The 17,782-nt window shown below is 59.5% G+C and carries 21 protein-coding genes, 1 tRNA gene and 1 riboswitch; of the genes, 8 read left to right on the top strand and 14 right to left on the bottom strand.

From position 1 onward, the window contains the following. The coding region (locus AS26_RS05675; protein WP_373278154.1) for an iron-containing redox enzyme family protein at positions 1-837 on the top strand (837 nt) is incomplete at its 5' end. A gap of 74 nt (positions 838-911) precedes the next feature. On the opposite strand, the gene AS26_RS05670 is transcribed toward AS26_RS05675, so the two are convergent. Together AS26_RS05670 and AS26_RS05665 are read right to left on the bottom strand one after the other, a co-directional pair. Continuing rightward, a complete protein-coding gene (locus AS26_RS05670) occupies positions 912-1,355 on the bottom strand; it encodes an acyl-CoA thioesterase (protein ID WP_062307030.1) in 444 nt (147 codons plus the stop codon). A gap of 64 nt (positions 1,356-1,419) precedes the next feature. Next, the gene (locus AS26_RS05665) at positions 1,420-1,782 is read right to left on the bottom strand and encodes a hypothetical protein (protein ID WP_062307029.1); all 363 of its coding nucleotides are present in this window, start codon (positions 1,780-1,782) and stop codon (positions 1,420-1,422) included. A gap of 174 nt (positions 1,783-1,956) precedes the next feature. Here AS26_RS05665 and AS26_RS05660 point away from each other — a divergent pair, with 174 nt between their 5' ends. Continuing rightward, entirely contained in the window at positions 1,957-2,682 is a 726-nt protein-coding gene (locus AS26_RS05660; protein ID WP_062307027.1) for a 3-ketoacyl-ACP reductase, read from the top strand. 53 nt (positions 2,683-2,735) lie between these two features. Here AS26_RS05660 and AS26_RS05655 read toward each other — a convergent pair whose 3' ends face one another. Then, positions 2,736-2,990, bottom strand: a complete 255-nt coding sequence (locus AS26_RS05655; RefSeq protein ID WP_062307024.1) for a hypothetical protein — start codon at positions 2,988-2,990, stop codon at positions 2,736-2,738. 103 nt (positions 2,991-3,093) lie between these two features. Between AS26_RS05655 and AS26_RS05650 the strand changes: the two genes are divergently transcribed. Both AS26_RS05650 and AS26_RS14835 read left to right on the top strand, forming a co-directional pair. Next, positions 3,094-4,257: a solute carrier family 23 protein gene (locus AS26_RS05650; RefSeq protein WP_083515997.1), complete on the top strand. Its 1,164-nt coding sequence runs from the start codon at positions 3,094-3,096 to the stop codon at positions 4,255-4,257. A gap of 429 nt (positions 4,258-4,686) precedes the next feature. Further along, the gene (locus tag AS26_RS14835; RefSeq protein ID WP_281176947.1) at positions 4,687-4,815 is read left to right on the top strand and encodes a hypothetical protein; all 129 of its coding nucleotides are present in this window, start codon (positions 4,687-4,689) and stop codon (positions 4,813-4,815) included. 108 nt (positions 4,816-4,923) lie between these two features. On the opposite strand, the gene AS26_RS05645 is transcribed toward AS26_RS14835, so the two are convergent. From AS26_RS05645 to AS26_RS05635, 3 genes are all read right to left on the bottom strand, one after another. Continuing rightward, on the bottom strand, positions 4,924-5,103 hold the full coding sequence (locus tag AS26_RS05645; RefSeq protein WP_062307022.1) for a hypothetical protein: 180 nt from the start codon (positions 5,101-5,103) through the stop codon (positions 4,924-4,926). Between the two features lie 13 nt (positions 5,104-5,116). Next, a complete protein-coding gene (locus AS26_RS05640; protein WP_062307019.1) occupies positions 5,117-6,463 on the bottom strand; it encodes an NRAMP family divalent metal transporter in 1,347 nt (448 codons plus the stop codon). Between the two features lie 217 nt (positions 6,464-6,680). Then, positions 6,681-6,845: riboswitch (M-box (ykoK) riboswitch) on the bottom strand. 205 nt (positions 6,846-7,050) lie between these two features. Beyond that, on the bottom strand, positions 7,051-8,379 hold the full coding sequence (locus tag AS26_RS05635) for an NRAMP family divalent metal transporter (protein WP_062307017.1): 1,329 nt from the start codon (positions 8,377-8,379) through the stop codon (positions 7,051-7,053). A 227-nt stretch (positions 8,380-8,606) separates the two neighbouring features. Here AS26_RS05635 and AS26_RS05630 point away from each other — a divergent pair, with 227 nt between their 5' ends. Continuing rightward, on the top strand, positions 8,607-9,233 hold the full coding sequence (locus AS26_RS05630; RefSeq protein WP_245629634.1) for a helix-turn-helix domain-containing protein: 627 nt from the start codon (positions 8,607-8,609) through the stop codon (positions 9,231-9,233). Between the two features lie 88 nt (positions 9,234-9,321). Here AS26_RS05630 and AS26_RS05625 read toward each other — a convergent pair. The 4 genes from AS26_RS05625 to AS26_RS05610 form a co-directional block, all read right to left on the bottom strand. Next, a tRNA-Leu gene (locus AS26_RS05625) sits at positions 9,322-9,408 on the bottom strand. Positions 9,409-9,780: 372 nt separating this feature from the next. Next, positions 9,781-10,419 carry a DUF1003 domain-containing protein gene (locus AS26_RS05620; protein ID WP_245629633.1) on the bottom strand — a complete coding sequence of 213 codons (639 nt, stop codon included), beginning with the start codon at positions 10,417-10,419 and terminating at the stop codon, positions 9,781-9,783. A 26-nt stretch (positions 10,420-10,445) separates the two neighbouring features. Then, positions 10,446-11,801 (bottom strand): GrpB family protein, encoded by a 1,356-nt coding sequence (locus AS26_RS05615; RefSeq protein WP_062307009.1) that lies wholly within the window; start codon positions 11,799-11,801, stop codon positions 10,446-10,448. Positions 11,802-11,894: 93 nt separating this feature from the next. Then, positions 11,895-12,116, bottom strand: coding sequence for a DUF1540 domain-containing protein (locus tag AS26_RS05610; protein WP_062307007.1), 222 nt, complete (start codon positions 12,114-12,116; stop codon positions 11,895-11,897). Between the two features lie 324 nt (positions 12,117-12,440). Here AS26_RS05610 and AS26_RS05605 point away from each other — a divergent pair, with 324 nt between their 5' ends. Both AS26_RS05605 and AS26_RS05600 read left to right on the top strand, forming a co-directional pair. Next, positions 12,441-12,641 carry a cold-shock protein gene (locus AS26_RS05605; RefSeq protein ID WP_008340254.1) on the top strand — a complete coding sequence of 67 codons (201 nt, stop codon included), beginning with the start codon at positions 12,441-12,443 and terminating at the stop codon, positions 12,639-12,641. Between the two features lie 107 nt (positions 12,642-12,748). Then, on the top strand, positions 12,749-13,060 hold the full coding sequence (locus tag AS26_RS05600) for a hypothetical protein (RefSeq protein WP_062307005.1): 312 nt from the start codon (positions 12,749-12,751) through the stop codon (positions 13,058-13,060). 55 nt (positions 13,061-13,115) lie between these two features. Here the strand turns inward: AS26_RS05600 and AS26_RS05595 are convergent, their stop codons facing one another. After that, on the bottom strand, positions 13,116-14,210 hold the full coding sequence (locus AS26_RS05595; RefSeq protein WP_083515996.1) for a G1 family glutamic endopeptidase: 1,095 nt from the start codon (positions 14,208-14,210) through the stop codon (positions 13,116-13,118). A 218-nt stretch (positions 14,211-14,428) separates the two neighbouring features. Between AS26_RS05595 and AS26_RS05590 the strand changes: the two genes are divergently transcribed. Beyond that, positions 14,429-15,373, top strand: a complete 945-nt coding sequence (locus AS26_RS05590; protein ID WP_062307002.1) for an aldo/keto reductase — start codon at positions 14,429-14,431, stop codon at positions 15,371-15,373. Here the strand turns inward: AS26_RS05590 and AS26_RS05585 are convergent. The 3 genes from AS26_RS05585 to AS26_RS05575 all read right to left on the bottom strand — a co-directional run bounded on the left by AS26_RS05585 (position 15,362) and on the right by AS26_RS05575 (position 17,762). Further along, positions 15,362-16,666 carry an arsenic transporter gene (locus AS26_RS05585; RefSeq protein WP_062307000.1) on the bottom strand — a complete coding sequence of 435 codons (1,305 nt, stop codon included), beginning with the start codon at positions 16,664-16,666 and terminating at the stop codon, positions 15,362-15,364. The two genes, AS26_RS05590 and AS26_RS05585, sit on opposite strands and share 12 nt — an antisense overlap. Positions 16,667-16,683: 17 nt before the next feature. Beyond that, positions 16,684-17,406: a ThuA domain-containing protein gene (locus AS26_RS05580; protein ID WP_062306997.1), complete on the bottom strand. Its 723-nt coding sequence runs from the start codon at positions 17,404-17,406 to the stop codon at positions 16,684-16,686. A gap of 158 nt (positions 17,407-17,564) precedes the next feature. Next, positions 17,565-17,762: a hypothetical protein gene (locus AS26_RS05575; protein WP_062306995.1), complete on the bottom strand. Its 198-nt coding sequence runs from the start codon at positions 17,760-17,762 to the stop codon at positions 17,565-17,567. Positions 17,763-17,782: the final 20 nt, after the last annotated feature.

Raw genomic sequence — 17,782 nt, 5'->3', positions numbered from 1 at the left:
TCCATCGCAGGAGTTGATCGCGCCGCGGCGATTCTCGTATGCTATCGACGCGTCGCACGCGCCGCCATGGCGGCGCCGCACCGGATGGCAACCGCGAGAAGGAGGACCCTGGTGACGACACAACTCGAATTTTCTTGTTACGCGGACGTGGAGAAGGCGATGCTTGAACTCGTCCAACATCATTTCTTCGAAGGGCGGTTTCTCAAGACCCTTTGCAGCGGCGGATATCGGGAAGATCAGCTTCGGCACTTCGCCCTCCAATATGGCTACTACAGCCGTCATTTCCCGCGCGTGCTCGGCGCTGCCATTGCCGCCATGCCACCTATCGACGCTTGGTGGGTGCCTATCGCAGACAACCTCTGGGACGAGGCTGGCCGAGGCGAACCGGGCCGGGCACACGAAAAGCTTTACCTCACCTTTCTGCGCACCGTCGCACCCGACGCGAAGTTGGACGAACACGGCATCCCGCACGTGCCGATGTCGAAGGCCGTGGAGACGGCCATCGAGACGTTCATTCAATTCTTTCGACAGGCCACGCCGCTCAAGGCCATGGCCGCGGTCGGACTCGGATCCGAACTATTCGCCGGTCAAGTGATGGCTCGCATTGGCGAAGGGTTTCGCCATCCCCATTACCAACGGCGCGGAGCTGTAAACACGCTTTTCTGGGAGGTTCACGCCGACGAGCACGAGCCGCGCCATTATCAGCTCTGCAAACAAATCCTCGAGACCTTCACGTCTCCGCGCGATCTCGCCGACATGTACGAGACAGGGCGATACATCGCGCTCTCGGAGGCGAGGATGTATGAAGAGTTACACGATGAAATGATGTCCCTGTGAGCGGGGACAAAACACGTGACACGAAGCAGGGGTGCGGAAATCCGGATGGGGATCCCGCACCCCTTGTCTTGCGGTCACGCCAGCGAATCCGTCGGCATCACAGGCAGCGCCGCCAAGCGCCTCCAGAGCTCTGGCGCAAACTTCGCGAGATTCACCGGGCGCAACGTGTCGCGATCGACAAACGCGTGGCGAGTCTCGCCCCATGCGCACAACTCGCCCTGCGCATCGGTGACCTCATAGCGGAACGCAAGCCGCGCTCGAGTCATCTCGACGAGGCCCGCCGTCACGCGCACCACGTCCTCAGCGCGCAGTGCCTTTCGGTAGTGGCAACCGACGTCCGTCACGACAACCGTGACGCCGCGATCGTGAAAATCGTTCATGTAACGGATGCCGTTTTCTTTCAGAAAGTGCATCCGGGCAATCGAAAACCAGTCGATGTACGACGGGTGATACACGATTCCGGCCGGATCGCACTCACCCCAACGGACTTCAAGCGTGGTGACGACGCGCTCTGGCATTTCGCATTCCTCCAGGCCTAGCGATGCCCTTCGATTCTACCAGACGCGCGCCGCGCAGTGCACGTCACGCTCCCGGGGGACGCGCGAATCCATCGGACGCCTGTTGGGGCGACTGAGTAGGACGAGCGGCCTCGGTGGCGGTGCTCGCCGCGGAATCCGCCGCCGAACCGCTCGATCCGCCGCCCGCTCCTCCGCCGCTTGATGCCGAACCCGACGCCCCAGACGCCGCTTTGCTGTGCGTCATGAAGATGGCGATCACGGTGACGACGGACGCCACCGCGTTGGCGATGGCGTTGATTTCAGGATCCGTGATGAAAGGAAGGCCGAGTGCATCCGTGATGAGCTTGGCTGACGCCAACAAGCCGATGATGAGTGTACTTAGCCGCTTGGTCTGAACCAGTTGGATCAACGCATTCCAGACCTTCATTGCGCTTCACCCCCTTTGCATGTTCTCGTGTATGTCACATGCGCTTCGAGGGTGCAAGCGTTGACACGAGGAGAAGGCACATCTGAGACTGCCTTTTTGAAAGCAGCTAACGGATCTTCTATAATGAGGTCGCGCCGAGGTACAGAGGTACATATGTAGAGGAGGGAATCGGACATGGCACAGTCTCTCAAAGGGTGGAACGCCATCGTCACGGGCGCTGGAAAGGGCATCGGCAAGGCCATCGCCGAGCATCTCGCAAAAGAAGGTGTGAACCTAGGGCTCATCGCCCGCACGGAGAGCGATCTGCGTATGGCAGCCGATGCCATTCGAAGTGCGTACGGCGTTTCCGTCTACACGCACCCCGCCGACGTCGCCGACCGCGCGTCCATTGAGGCGGCCATCCACCACCTGAAGGAGCAATTGGGCTCCGTCGATGTCTTGGTCAACAACGCCGGCACGGCAAGCTTTGGCACCGTGGTCGACATGCCCGTGGAGCAATGGGAGCAGATCATCCGGGTGAACTTGCTCGGGACGTACTACGCGACGCGTGCCCTGTTGCCTCACATGATCGAACGCAACCGCGGTCACATCATCAACATCAGCTCGACGGCGGGCGAGAAGGGATCCGCCACGACGTCGGCCTATTCGGCATCCAAGTTTGGCCTGCTCGGCTTCACGGAATCGCTGATGTACGAGGTGCGAAAGCACAACATTCGCGTCATCGCGCTCTTGCCGAGCACCGTGAACACGGATCTGGCGCGCAGCGTGGGACTCAAGCTGGGAGACGAAGATCATCAGATGCAGCCCGAAGACGTGGCCGAGCTCGTGGTCGATGCGCTCCGCCTGCCGAATCGCGTGCTGCTGAAATCCGCGACGCTCATCATGACCAACCCGCAGTAAAGCCATTCCCCGCCCACCGTCAGGTCTGGGCGGGGCCTGCCCGGGTTCGTCGCCTAACCGTGCGGCGAACTGCCGTCGCTCGTAGGTTGGTGCTGACTTCCCCCGACCACATTGCCGGTCTCTGCACTGTGATTTCCCAACGCTCGATTGCCGAGATCGGTCCGATTCGTCCCGGAGGCAATCGATGAACCGTTCACGGACTGATTCGCGCTCTCCCCAATGAAGTTGCCGCCGCGCTCACTGACGGTGTCGCATCCTGCGACGGCGACCGCCACCAACAGGGATAGCCCCACGACTGCCAAGCGCACGCGATCACACTCCTTTGAGTTTTGGCGAGATCGTGGTTATACTTGCCACGAATCGCTCCGCACATGCAGAGGCCACGCATCCATGTCACAGGAGGTCATTCCATTGAGCGCTGTCCTGCGAAAGCTTCCGCTATCTGTCCAGCACGTGTTTGCGATGTTCGGTGCGACAGTGCTGGTGCCGATTTTGACTGGCTTGAGCCCTGGCGCGACACTCGTGGCGAGCGGCCTTGGGACGCTCATGTTCCATGCCGTGACACGCGGCAAGGTTCCCGCGTACCTGGGCTCTTCCTTCGCCTTCATTGCACCGCTCACGCTCTACGTCACGCGCCATCACGCGCCCCAGCAAGCGGTCACAGGGCTCGTGAGCGTGTCCATCGTGTACTTCGTCTTTGCCCTCATCGTCCGCGCCGTAGGATTCGATCGCGTCCGCCGCGCCATTCCCTCCGTCGTGGTGGGCCCTGTCGTTTCGATTATCGGACTGTCGCTGGCCACGACAGCCGTCACGGTCGACGCGTCAACCCACTGGGACGTGGCCATCGTGACGCTGGCCGCCGCCGTCGCGTGTGCCATCGCAGGCCCCCGGGCCTTGCGAATCATTCCCATCCTTGCGGGCATCGTCGTCGGATACGTGTACGCCTTGGCCCGTGGCCTGGTGCATGTCGGACAAGCCGCCGCACAGGCGAAGTGGATCGAGTTCCCCACCTTCCATGCCCCGGCGTGGAGCCTGGCCGCCGTGGCGAGCATGGCGCCCATCGCGCTCGTCACGATGGTGGAGGATCTCGGTCACATGTTCGTCCTGAATGAGATCATCGATCGCGACGTCACGCGCGACCCGGGGTTTAGCACCATCCTGTTTGGCAACGGCCTCGCGACGCTGATTTCGGCGCTGCTCGGCGGACCCGCGGAGACGACCTACGCGGAGAACCTAGGCGTGCTCGCGATGACGCGCAACTACTCCAGCCGCATCATTCAAGGGGCGGCCGTGATCGCCATTCTTCTGGGACTTGTGGGAAAGGTGAGCGCGGTGATTCAGTCCATCCCGCCCGCCGTGGTGGGGGGTGTTGGCATCCTGCTGTACGGGATGATCGCGGCGATGGGCATCCGGCACATGATCGAGGCCAAGGTGGACCTGACGAAGACGAAGAACCTCATTGTGGTCGCGGTCATTTTCATCATCGGGATTGGCGCGCCTCAAAACGGGATCGCCATCGCGACGGTCGCCGGCCTCATGATCTACTGGCTGCTGCCCGATCGCACAGCATCGTGAGAAAAGAAAGAACCGCCGTATTGCCACGGCGGCCGCAATGAAACCCAGGGGGAATGGAAGGGTTCAATATGTAGCATACGCATTTTCGCTTGAAAGTCCATTGAATTTTTGTGACGTCGCGCGACAGAGCAGGACAAAGAAATGCATCGGCGAACGTGAGAAAGCGAAAAAAGGGGCCACCGCGTGTGCGGTGGCCCAGGATGTTTAGGGGGTTTCAGGGGGGTTCCGCAGTTTCACAATACCACGCCCAGCTTGAAGAACGCTCGAAATCCAGTGCGTTTCACAAGTTGCGGCGACGGCACATAGCCCACAGCCAGCACAGCCCGCGCTTTGAACGCATAGCCTACAACAAAAGTTTGCCTCGGGGAAACGATGTGTCCCTGGGGAAACTTGTGGACATCATGGGCACGTAGCGAGGAGGTCCAAGCGATGAAGTGGATCTTAGGCGCAGCCGCCGTCGGTGCCGTACTCGCAGCCCGCTCCGCCGTCCTGTACGGCGCAGGGTCAAGGGCCCGCGCCGGTGAACGTCGCGAACGAATCCGCCACAAAGGACTGTAGCGCGTGTGAAAAGGCCTGCTTCCCTTGCCTCGCTCTCGGGAAGCAGGCCTATAGACTGTGTGGCCGCATTCGCGACTCCTCTCCTTCACACAAGCGTCTCGGGGTGCCTCAGAAGCTCCCTTTCGCCAGGCCGATGACGACAAGCACTAACATGATGGCGATGTAGACCCGGAGTCCCCAGAACACCGCCTTGACCCAACCCTTCACCTCGGCGCGCGGCAGCGGTTCCGTGGGAGAGATGGGCGCTCTCGGCGCACAGTCGACAATCGCGTGGTTCTTCCGCTTCATCGCTCACACCTCCTCAGAACAAGTTCGGGAAGATCACCGTCAGCCCGTACAGGCCATTCAGCACGACCAAAAGCCCGATGATGGCGAAACCGGAGATGTTCTGCCACGGGCGATTGACGTGATCGCCCATCACCTCACGGTCATTCAGCAGAAGCATCAGGAACATGAGCGCGGCCGGCATAAAGATGGACGCAATGACCTGTACAATCATGTTCAAGAAGCCCAGCGGCGCGTGCGGAATGAGCACGATCCCGGCCGCAATCACGGCGCTCGCGATGCCGGGCACATAAAACTTCCACGCCAGGCGCGCCGGCATGTTGATGCTCTTCGGCCAGTGGAAGGCCTCGCCCATGGCCCACGACGTGCTCGCCGTCAACGCGATAGCGGCGATGAGCCCGGCTTCCACCAGCCCGAGCGCAAACAACCGTTCACCCACCGGGCCAATCTTGGCGCCAAGCAGATTCAGAATGCCGCTGATGTCCAGGTTCACGCCGTGCGAGCCGTGCATGACCGTGCCCGTGAGCACGATGATGGCGCAGGCCACCACAATCATCGCCAATGTGCCGAGCGCCGTATCCAGCTGACCGTGCCGGATGTCTCGCTCCGTGAGCCCTTTGTCCACCACGGACGACTGCTGGAAGAACAGCATCCACGGCGCAATGGTGGTGCCGAAGTTGGCCAACACGATGAACAAGAACGAAGCGGTGAACCCGCCGGGAACGTTCCAACGCACAAACGCATCCGCCACAGCCGACCAGTGCGGCTTCGCCATAAACATGAGCGGGATGAAGATGAGGTTTCCCGCGGCAATCCAAAGTGCGATGCGCTCCCACGTGTAGTACCGCAAGACGAGCAGTGCAAATACGTCGATGGCGAGCGCAAGGGTTTCGCTAATCCACCCCGGGACCCCAAAGACGCCCATGCCAATCTTGATCCCGATGAACTCCGTCACGAGCGTGAGCACGTTGGCCACGACGAGATCGATCAGCGAAAACCAGCCCCAGAACGCGCCATATCGGCCCCAGATCATCTCGGCATGGCCCCGGCGCGTGACGGCGCCCAACCGGACGGTCATCTCCTGCACGACATACGCGATGAACCCCGCGATGATGAGCGAAGGAATGAAGAAGCCAATCCCGTACGTGGCCCCCGTCTGCGCATACGTGATGACGCCGCCAGCGTCGTTGTCGGCGATCATCGTCAGCACGCCAGGGCCGATCAGCACCAAAAGGAGCCGCAGGCGCGCCCAAAAGCCGCGCTTGTTGTAGAGGCGGGCCACCCGAGCCATATCTTTGGCGCGAAGTTCACGCTCCAGCTCATGCAAATCCTTCGTTGCGTACACATTGGTGTTGCGAGCCATGACAATCACCCCTGGGCGGGCGATGGGCAGGAAGTCCCCACGCCCCAATATGATGCAATACCTTGAAATCCACTCCAATTCGAGCTCTCTGCCGATGCATCGCACATACGGAGCGACTACTCGACGGACTGTCCATACCCATCACCTCCTCCACGGTCTCCATCATGGCCCAATGAAAAGCCCCCTGGCGGACCAGGGGGCACGGGCGCAACCCTATGCACATCCCCCCTGGTTGAGCTTTGGCACTATACGACGTAGGGCAAACCCAGCCACGTTAGGTAAAGCCTTAAGCCGGCCATACCTGTTCTACCCATTGGCGTGTCTCCACGTTTCCGGGCAGTGGCATGTGTTCGTATAGTAGCCTCGCCTAACGAGGAACGCATCTTCGCTAGTTATGGTATGTTTCACGCGCAGCGCGGTGCCTGGGCGGATGCCCGTCACCGGCCAACGCAATACCTCTGTCTTTGTATCATTGACCGTCCCATCTGTCAAGGGTTCTGAGGGTCAAGAACGCGTTCTCCCTGAAACCTTTTTTGTTGCGCACGTTTCCGGAGGCTACGGCTGCCATCTTCATGGCGGAGGTCCAATCACGCCTGGAGAACGGTCTGAAGCAGCGTGGCGAACGTCAACGCGATGAGCAGGGCAACCATCGCCCAGCCCCATATGCGCCCCCACCGTTTCGTGCGATACGGCCCCATCAGCTCCTTGTCACTCGTCATCACAACCAGAAAAATGAGGAGCGGCGTCATCAACACGCCCCCGATGACCTGCGTCACGATGGAAATCAGGTTGAGCGGCATGTGCGGAATCAAGATGGCAGCCGCCGCTATCACCAAACTGCCCGCGTAGATGGCATAGAATTTGGGCGCTTGCCGTACTTTGTCATTGAGGCTGTTGGACCAGCCGAACAGTTCCGCAATGCTCCAGGAAGACGAGAGTGACACCGTGATGGCAGCCAAGAAACCTGCGTCAAACAGGCCGATGCCAAAGAGCGTCGCACCCAATCGCCCCACGGTTTGCCGGAGTCCCCCGATGATATCCGCCGGACTCAGACTCGCCACGTTGTGGAGATGACCATATAGCGACGCTCCACAGACGATGATGGCCGCAGCGATCACGGCCTGCATCAGGCAGCCGAAAGCCGTGTCGATTCTGCCCAATCGAATATCGCGAGCGCTGACCCCTTTGTCAATGGCGCCGCTGCCCTGGAAGAAGATCATCCAAGGCGCGATCGCGTTGCCCACCGTGGCGATGACAAACCAGATCACGCCGTCCCGGAGCGAGGCGGGAACGTTCCACGTCGCGAACGCCTTCCCCAGGGCCGCGAGGCTCGGATGCGTCATGGCGGCCACGACGAGAAAGACGATGTTCAACCCGCCGATGACGAGGGCGATGCGTTCTTTTGTGTAGTAGCCCGTGAATACGACGAACGAGATCACGAAGATCAAGCAGAGGAGATCGGCTACCCACATGGGGATTCCGAGCATCGCAAGCCCAGCCGACATGCCGATGAACTCCGTCATGAGCGTCAACAGATTCTCGAAGGCGAGCGTCGTCACGTGATACAATCCCCAAAATCTGCCGTATCTCCGCCACGCGAGTCGCGAAAATCCTTCCTGCGTCACGGCGCTGAGTCGCATGCTCATCTCCTGGACGGTGAACGTGAGGACCGACAGGCACAGCACCAAGGGGACGAACAGCCCAATCCCAAATTGGACGCCCGTGGCCGTGTACGAGATGACGCCGCCCGCGTCATTGTCCGCGAGGGCAGCAAGAAAGCCAGGGCCCAAGAGCACCCAGAAAGACCACAAGAACCTTTTCAATCCCTTGTTGGCACTCGCTGCGGAGATCTCCTGAAGTTTCGACGGCGCATCCGATCTCGCCTGAGCTTGCGATGTTGCAGAACTCATCTCCATACCCGCCAACCCCCCTGCTCACTCCCCATCCGATTTGATGGAGTGGTCCATTGAGGTATCTGCCGACGTATCCTATGCACAGGGGAAACATCGGGTGATGCCGTCCGTTGCGAAATTCGAAACTCGCGAAACGCCGACAACACATCTTTCCTTCATGGAATGGATGAGGGTGAAGCAGGATGGGGCAGTTAGAAGAAACGGTGAAATCTTTGCTGAGACGCCGTTCCATGTCCATGCGCCAGCTGGCCACCGCCACGGGCATCAGCGTCAGCACCATTTCAAAAATGATCGCCGGGAAACAGAGAGTCAACTTGGACTACCTTCGGCGCATTGCGGACGTACTCGGCGTGCCTGCCATCGCGCTGGCAGAAGCTGCAGGACTTACGCTCAACAACGCATCCACCGGATTCAGCGAGCGCGACGATCATTCGTCAATGAATGCACTGCTCGAGTACCTCGGCATCGAGAACTGGTCTGCGCTGAGGGGCGAGATCGAGCGAGAACTCGAAAAATATGAGGCATACGCGCAAACGGACGAGGGCCAGCAACTCATCGCGGAAAAGTACCCCATCAAGCGAGGACAAATTCAAGGCGTCGGAGATTTCCTGCACGATCTCGACGAGATCTACGATCAATTCACACGCCCCGACACGCCTGAGGATGAGCGGTGGATCTTGGCCAGCGGCATCCTGTACTTCCTGCTCGCTACGGACGCCATCCCGGATTATCTGTTTCCCACAGGATATTTGGATGACGCGATCGCCATGCAAATGGTCCGCGAACGTCTGGCGCGCCGCCGAGACATGAAGATCCAGGGTTCCGACGGCTCCGCCGGTGACGGCAGGAAATTTTGATAAACAAACGAAAGAAGGTTGAAAGAAGTCGGCGCTTGCAAGAAACAAAACGGGCTCCCAGAAAACCCAGGAACCCTCGTCACCACTGTGGTGCCGGGAGCGGGACTCGAACCCGCACGGGGATACCCCCAGCAGATTTTAAGTCTGCTGCGTCTGCCTGTTCCGCCATCCCGACGTATGCGCAACATACCTCCATTATCCAACGCTCCGAGAAAATCCGCAAGCCCGGTTTGGAACCGGCGAGCGCATTGCCAATGAAGATCAAATATTCCAAGCGGTTCAATAAAATGCGACCGTTTGCGCCTCTGTCGCTTAGCGATGGGGCTCGAACCCTTGGGTCTGCGCAGTGGAGCACCCTGACTGCTTTCACGAACGGAAGCGGAAAGCGGAGAGAGACGTTCCCACACGCCCCATAAATCCTGCACAGCCGCTTCCGTCGAACGGCGGCGCTCAAGCAAAGGTTCCAAAGCCATCACCAGGTCCCAGACCGCTTCGTCGAATGGCCGCCCCGTGGTGGAAGGGTCCATGCCCATCCCGCCCTTTGGACTCAAGTGTGTTCTTGTTCTGAATTCTTCATCTTGTTTTCAGTTCCTTCTTCGGTCTTCGGGTCACCACCGGCCGCCCGATGCGGCGCATTCAAACTCATGTTCTGCTGCTGCAACACAGCGGCGTCCAAGCGCTTCAACAGGCGCTCCAGTTGCAGCAATTTCCCTTCGATTCGGTGCAAGTGACTCTGCATATCATCGATTTCCTGTTCGGCCTTGTAGTTAATTGCGAAGTCGATGATGGCCTCATGTTTGTCCCGAGCAGCCTGCCGATTCTGGCTCATCATGATGATGGGAGCCTGGAAGGCGGCCAAGAACGATAGACACAGATTCAAGAGAATGAACGGAGGCGGATCGAAGTGAAATTTCTGCGTACCCGGCGCCGCATTCCACACCATCCACGCTACCAGCAGGGACGCAAAGATGATGATGAACGTCCAACTTCCCCCAAAAGAAGCTATGCGATCCGCAAGCTTGTCTGACCATTTTGTCTTGCGCTGATACTCCTCGTCCAACATGGACAGGATATTCTCTTCATACAGGTTGACCAGCCGAGCAATCCGCTTGGCGTCGCCCTCGTTAATGGGAATATCAAACCCTTCCAGGTTGGCATTGTCGTCATCATCGCGATCCGTGTACACGTAGTAATACCGCTTCGCCATGCGACTCACCTCCATCGCGAAAGCTGTTTGCGACGCCACTCTGCATAAACCGTCCGTTTCCCCTCCATGTATTCATCCAAGTTCCCGCGATGAAACCGATGGACCCATCGCTCCTTGTGAGATTCCCAGCGGTGCAAAGCATCCTGGTGCGTCTGAAGCCACCTCGTCCAGGCGATGGAAGCTCGTGTATATCGGTTGCCCGATTTCGCGATCTGCAAATGGACAGCAGGCCACGAGTCATCCCCTTCGCGCACCCAAAACAAGCGTCCCTTTACGCCGGCATTCCCGCAAAATCGGTAGCCACATTGCTCGAGCGCGCGCCACTCTTCCTTGTGCAAAACGGGCCGACGCAAGAGGACCAACACGTCGATGGCGTCGTTTGCGATCGCGCCCTCGATGGTGGTCGTCCCAATGTGCCGGATCGAACAGTAGACGCGCCGATGAAACACGCGCGAAATCTGTTCCCGCTCCCGTTGGAACGCCAACAAGTGCCTGGTGCTAACCTCAATGAGAGATACGGGGACGCGAACAGCGTCGGGCGGGCGAAAGCCGAATTGACGGCGCAGGAGCACAACGCCGAGCCAGACCAAAAACGCGATGATCGAAGCGAGGGCGAACGCCTGGGTGACAAGCCCGTTCTGCGTGGAAAGCCACGTCACCCACGCGTCGTACAAGCTGTGCACGCACATGACAAGCACAATACGCCCCGTGATGATGGCCATGATGGCCAAGATCAAACCCAAACAACTGAACATGTACCACGCTTGCAGGCGTTCATGCGTAAACTCGAGGATGTGTCCACTCCCGAAGGCCAGGGCGCTGAGCAACATCGCGATGGCCAGTCCGGAGATACGCGCCCCCGGGGCGTCCCACACCCGGCGGAACAGAAGGCGGATCAGGGCGATCACGGCAATTACGCAACTCCAGCGCCAGATCTCTTCGAGGCCGGCCACCAGGCTTACTGCGTAGTCTACCCACGTCACATGGGACGCGACGTTGCTTAGGTTGAACCGCAACACGCTGCTCGCGGCATCGGCAGTCAATTCCAAGCAACCCAAGAATGCAAAGGGGGTCAAGACGTACAGATAGCATCGCGTCGCCGCGCGCGCAAGGGGACGGCGAAGCAAGAGGCGAGATCGCAACGGATCCCACGTGCAGAACAGCGCGCGCCGAAGGGAGGGAAGTACAATCACCAAGCTCAGGACGCTGAGCCCGAGATACACCTCTGCAATCCACAACACCTGACCGCCATCAAACAGATTGGCGAATGTCGCGAACGCCGCAAAGAAGGTGGCATACGCCACTTGCCACACGCGCATCTCTGCCACCAAGCGTTCGCACAACTCGTATAGGCGCGTCACCCGGTCATCCTCCAGCCTCCCCCGCATCTGCGAGGGAGGTCCACCCAGTCTCCGCATCCCATTATACTCGAGCGCGTGTCCGCGTGTCGCCTGTCAGGGATTCGAACGAGACCTCGGCCTGAACGTCTCGCAACACGTTTCCGCGGACGATCGCGCCTGAGTCTCCGGCGCAGACACCGCGAACTCGCGGCCAAACTCTTCCCGGAAGGATGTCCCGTGCCCACCCACGGACACCACGATGGATGGAGCCGCGCACTCATTACCTTCATGCCAAAAGAGACAATTCGCGACGGTACACTTCACGTCGACCTTCATATGCGGTCCCTCCTCCAATCGAGTTTCACGCTTAGTCTGCCGATCATGCGCCAGCTGTCATCCGCGCAGTGATTGACAACCGATCCACCTGGGATACCGGTGCGCGTCCCTCTGCTCAAGCTTTTTGCCCAAGACGCTTGACATCCCGAACGCAGGGTGTATAATAGCCTCAACACCGAACTCCATACGATGGAAGTCTGGATCTTTGAAGCCGGTCGTTCGGCCTCAACGGGTCGGGTGGCTGGCTTTTTCGTTCAGCGTCAGCGCACAGGAGTTCGGAATCTAAAGCAAGTGCTTCTGGTAAGCACCATGGAGGAATTTCGGATGTACGAAGGTACGGTCAAGTGGTTCAACTCGGAGAAGGGCTACGGTTTCATTCAGGTGGAGAACGGGGACGACGTGTTCGTGCACTACAGTGCCATCCAGGGCCACGGCTTCAAGACGCTGGACGAAGGACAACGCGTGACGTTCGACATCGTTGAGGGGCCGAAGGGTCCGCAGGCAGCGAATGTCGTGAAATATTAATCGGTCGCTCAAAAGCCCATGTTGCGACATGGGCTTTTTTTATGTCATCATGAAGGCATCGCCCAGCTGGCTCGTCCCGAGAGGCGAGAAGTGAGGAGAATGAGCCGATGATCACGATGTTGCTAGGCATTGTGGCCGGCATGATCGGCGTGTTGGAGACGCTGCTCGACGTGGTTTCCCAACAAGGTTATACGCCAAACGCGGACTGGCATGCGTACGGCGCCATCGCCGTCTCTGCGTTGGGCATCGCGGTTTCCCTGTTTGCTCGCCGCCACCCCAAAACTGCGGGCATCCTGCTGTACGCGTGCGGCGTTCTCGGGTTTATCTTCGCCAAATGGTCCTATCTCCCGCCGGGCATCGTGTTTTTCATCGCGGCGACCATCGCGCTGTTTTTCGACATGCGCGAGCAACCGTCGTGAGAAGACAAACCGAGGTTAGAAGAAGGGCGGCTCCTCGAGCCGCCCTTTATGTTTGTCACCAGCCCCAAGAGAGCTGAACCGCGATGCTCGTTCCATTGCCCATCGGGATGTCGATGGACCAGTGGTGATGACCCGTGGGCCAGATCCACTGCGTCCACCCCGCGCCATCTCCTGGAATCGAAATCGACCATGTGGTCTGGCTTGGCCACCCGTTTCCGGTGCCCACGCCCCCGCCCTGTCCCCTCGGGAAGGGGAAATGCGACGTCCCGGGCCACACGCTCGATGGACCGCTTGCATTCCTCCATCCGCTCGATCCCGGCCACGACGTCGTTGTGCCGTCCAAATACGTGGTTGTCGTGAACGATTCCCCATCCGTTCCAATCGAAGACGGCGCAATGACCACATTCCCAAAACGGTCCACCATGGCCACAGGCTGCACTTGATTCGAGGACGCAGCCAAGGGCTCTCCGTTCACCGTTGCGTCCGTGAACTGAACCGCGCCGGCATTGGCAAGAGGATACAATCCGCCCCGCATCGTCGAGGGATCCTCGCTGATCCACTCCGCAGAGGTGCCGATGTTCTCCGCATATCCATTCGAGAGCGTCACCGTGATGGTCTTGGATAAGGTTTGGCCCGACGGCGTAACGGCTCGCAGCGTCAGCTCCCACGTGGATGCGCTCTGCTGCTGAATTGCCGCCCAGACCTTCGAGCCCACAGGGATGGTCATCACGGTGTTCGCGGCGTTGGGAAGCTTTTCCCAGAAGACCTGGACCTGCGTCTGTCCGTTTTCCACCTGTTCGAGCGTCCCAATCTGCAGCAGATCCTGGGTTTGCACGCCGCCCAGCCCTATCCACTGTGCCGCCATCGCGCCCTCGCGGCCGGTGATGCTCGGCACCGTCCACGCGCCCGTGATACTGGTGTAGCCTTGCGATCCGGCCGGCGTATCGATGTATCCGCCCCAGTTCTCGGAGGTCTGTGTTCCCGACGGCAGGCTCGCTTCGCTGGTCAAATACACGCCGCTCGCCTTTTCAGATGCGCCGCCGACCGCATGAACATACGTCCAAGCCGCGCCGACGCCCCCCATCAGCACGAGGGCCGCCATCCAGCGCCCGCGGCGCGGCCGCCGAAAAGCGCGCTTCGTTGCCCCCATGGTCTTTCACATCCCCTTCGCACGACGTTTCTCCTACGTTTCGGTCCTTCGCAACTTCAGTCTAAGCCATATCCCTTGAAAATTGCTAGAACTGCGAGCCCGAACCCCGAGACCTGTGCACTTACGCGCCGGAATTGAACGTTGGAATATGTGGAAGAAGGATTCCAATTGTTTTTGTTGAAAACGTTTGATGATACCACGCCAGAGGAGGAAGCCCCATGAAGTATCGTCAGTTGTCCAATGGCATTCTCGTCTCCGAGATCACGTTTGGATGCTGGGAACTCGGCGGAGGACAATGGGAAAAGAAAGACGACGAGGTCAACATTCGGGCGCTGCAGCGCGCTTATGAACTCGGGATTCAGTCGTTTGACACGGCCGAGGGTTACGGACAAGGCCATTCCGAAGAAATCGTGGGCGTAGCGCTCGAAGGTGTTCGAAAAGATTGCGTGATCGCCACGAAGGTTTCACCCGGCCATCTGCGGCGAGATGATATCCTTCGCTCTGTGGAACAGAGCCTGAAGCGCCTGAGAACGGACTATATCGACATCTATTACGTCCATTGGCCGAATCGCGATATCCCCCTTTCGGAGACGATGACCACCTTTGCTGACTTGCGAGATCAAGGGGTCATTCGCAGCGTCGCCGTCTCGAATTTCTCCCGGGAGCTCCTTGAGGAGGCCATGAACTACACGCGCGTCGACTGTATCCAACCCGAGTACAGTCTCTTGGAACGGCGTATCGAAACCGATGTGCTTCCCTACTGCCGAGAACACGGGATCGGCGTGCTCACGTACTCGTCCGTGGCAAAGGGAATCCTGACAGGAGCTTATCACCTTGGCGGTTTGAAGCTGTCTCCCAACGACTTTCGCCAGGGCCGGCGCCTGTTCAAGCCTGAACATCTGGAAGCCGAGGCACCGCTCGTGCAGCACGTGAAAACCATTGCCGATCGGTACGGTGTGACGAGCGCAGAGGTGGCCATCGCGTGGATTCTCCACCAACCAGGGATCACAAGCGCCATTGTTGGAACCCAAAACATCGCGCACCTGGAAGATAACGTACGCGCGGTGGACCTCCGCTTGGACGAGGATGAGCTCCGCGAACTGGATGAGGTGAGCCGCAGCGTTCTGGCGCAAATTGACGGGCCGTCCTCGTCATCCAAATAGGTGGCGGACCACCCACAGCCAACCGTACATGCTCGCCAGGACGCTCAACAGCGTGGGCCACGTGAAGACAAGTCCAGCGCGCATAAAAGAGGAGACCGTGATGCGCACGCCGCGCGACTCCAACACGTGCAACCATAACAAGGTGGCGAGCGAACCGATGGGCGTCATTTTGGGGCCGAGATCGCACCCGACCACGTTGGCCAGCGCGAGAGCCACCTGGTCGGAGACGGGCAATCCCGTGTGCTGAATCGCCAGGAGCCCGAGCATCACGCTGGGAAGGTTGTTCGTCACGCACGACAGACACGCGGAGACGACGCCCATGACCATCACGGCCCAAAACAGGCCCGCGTGCGATGTCGTTTGCACCAGGCGGGTGAACCAGTCCGTCAGATGCGCGCGCTCCAGCCCGTACACCACGAGATACATGCCGACGGAGAATACGACAATCGACCACGGCGCTTCGCGAAGGACGCGCCGTGGGTCGGCCGTTCGGGTGCGCCAGCCGGCCAGAAGGAACGCGATGGCGATCACGCCCTCCACGGCAGACACCGGAACGTGCGCGATCTCGCTCGTGACGTAGCCTAACGCCATGACGCCGAGCATCCACCATGAAAATTTGAACATGGTCCGATCGCGGATGGCACTCGCCGGATCCGGCAACGCCGCAACGTCGTAGGACGACGGAATGTCGCGGCGAAAATAGAGATAGGTGACGCAAAGACTCGCCCCAAAGGAGACGAGATCCGGCACGAGCATGCGCAGCGCGTACCGCAGAAAGCCCAGGTGGTAGTAGTCCGCGGAAATGATGTTGACCAGATTGCTGATGATGAGCGGAATGGACGTGGAATCTGCGATGAATCCGCCGGCGAGCAGAAACGGGACCATCTCCCGCGCCGAGAACTGCAACTTTTTCATTTTCTCGAGCACGATGGGCGTGAGAATGAGGGCAGCTCCGTCGTTCGAAAAAAACGCGGAAACCATGAAACCGAGGGCCAAGATCAAGACGAACGCAAGCCGACCACGCCCTCTGGCTCGGTGAGCGATGGTCAACGCTGCCCACTCAAAGAACCCCGACGCGTCGAGGACGCTCGACACGATGAGAATTCCCACAAACGTGAGGGTCGCGTCCCAGACGATGTTCCAGACGGTCCACACGTCCTGGATCCGCACCACTCCGGCCGCGAGAGCCAAGAGCGCGCCGAAAAGCGCGCTCCAGCCCACCGGCACCCCCCAAGGGCGCCACACCACAAGCACCAACGTGGCGAGAAAAATGGCCAGCGCGATGAGAGCCACGTCTATCCTTCATCTCCTCATTGAGCACCCTCGGGGCTTGGCGCATGGCCGTACGCGGGGACGGGACCTCGGCTCGGCGCCGCCCACCGACAAGCGTTCACAATCACCCGCTGGATGTTCGAATCGTGATACGTGGGATATGTCTCATGTCCAGGTCTGAAGTAGAAAATTTTACCTAACCCTCTCCGAAATGTGACGCCGGAGCGGAAGACGTCACCCCCTGAAAACCACGATAAGAACACGATCTCGTCCGGAACCGGGATGTCGAAATGTTCTCCGTAGGTCTCCTCTTTGGGGAGCTCGAAGTAGGGCGGCAGTCCCTCCGCAATGGGGTGCGTCGGATCAATCACAAATAGCCGTTCCTTCTCGTCTTCTTCCCGCCAGCGCAGGTCGCACGATGTGCCCATGAGGCGCCGAAATACCTTCGAGAAGTGCCCGGAATGGAGCACCACGAGCCCCATGCCCGCGTGAACGCGGTTCACGACGCGGTCCACAATGTCGTCCTGCACCTCGTGATGCGCGACATGCCCCCACCACACCAGCACGTCGGTTTGGTTCAGCACGGCCTCGGTCAGCCCATGCTCCGGTTCGTCCAGTGTGGCGATGCGCACCTGCATGCCCGCGTCGGACAGCGGTTTCGCAATCGCCGCGTGAATACCGTTTGGATACACGTCGCGGACGACTTCATCGCGTTGTTCGTGGCGGAACTCGTTCCAGACAGTCACTCGGATGGTGTTCAACGAAAGCCCTCCCTTGAACGATACCCTACCCATGATACCCAAACCCCGTCTCGTGACCAAGACACGAAGTCCCAGAAGCCACGCAATGAGGCCTGAACATGCGAAGGGCAGCCGGATGAGGCCGGCTGCCCATGGGTCGTTCTGTGGGGTCCGCGGCGTCACTCGCTGGGCTTGGCCAGCGATGCGATGAGAAATACAATCCCAAACACGAGGCAGACGACGCCCCACCATAAGTCGATGTTGAGATGGAGACTCGGCGTATGCGGATCCGCCACGGCGCCGTACAAGCCGAGCACGACGCCGTACACGATAAACAGCACACTGATCATGAACCGAAGGTCCAAAAAGCGATTCATTTTCTCATCATCTCCCCGGG

This window comes from Alicyclobacillus sendaiensis NBRC 100866 (genome assembly GCF_001552675.1).
Taxonomy (GTDB): domain Bacteria; phylum Bacillota; class Bacilli; order Alicyclobacillales; family Alicyclobacillaceae; genus Alicyclobacillus; species Alicyclobacillus sendaiensis.
The sequence above is the reverse complement of the archived record's forward strand: the minus strand, read 5'-3'. Positions and strand labels throughout refer to the sequence as shown.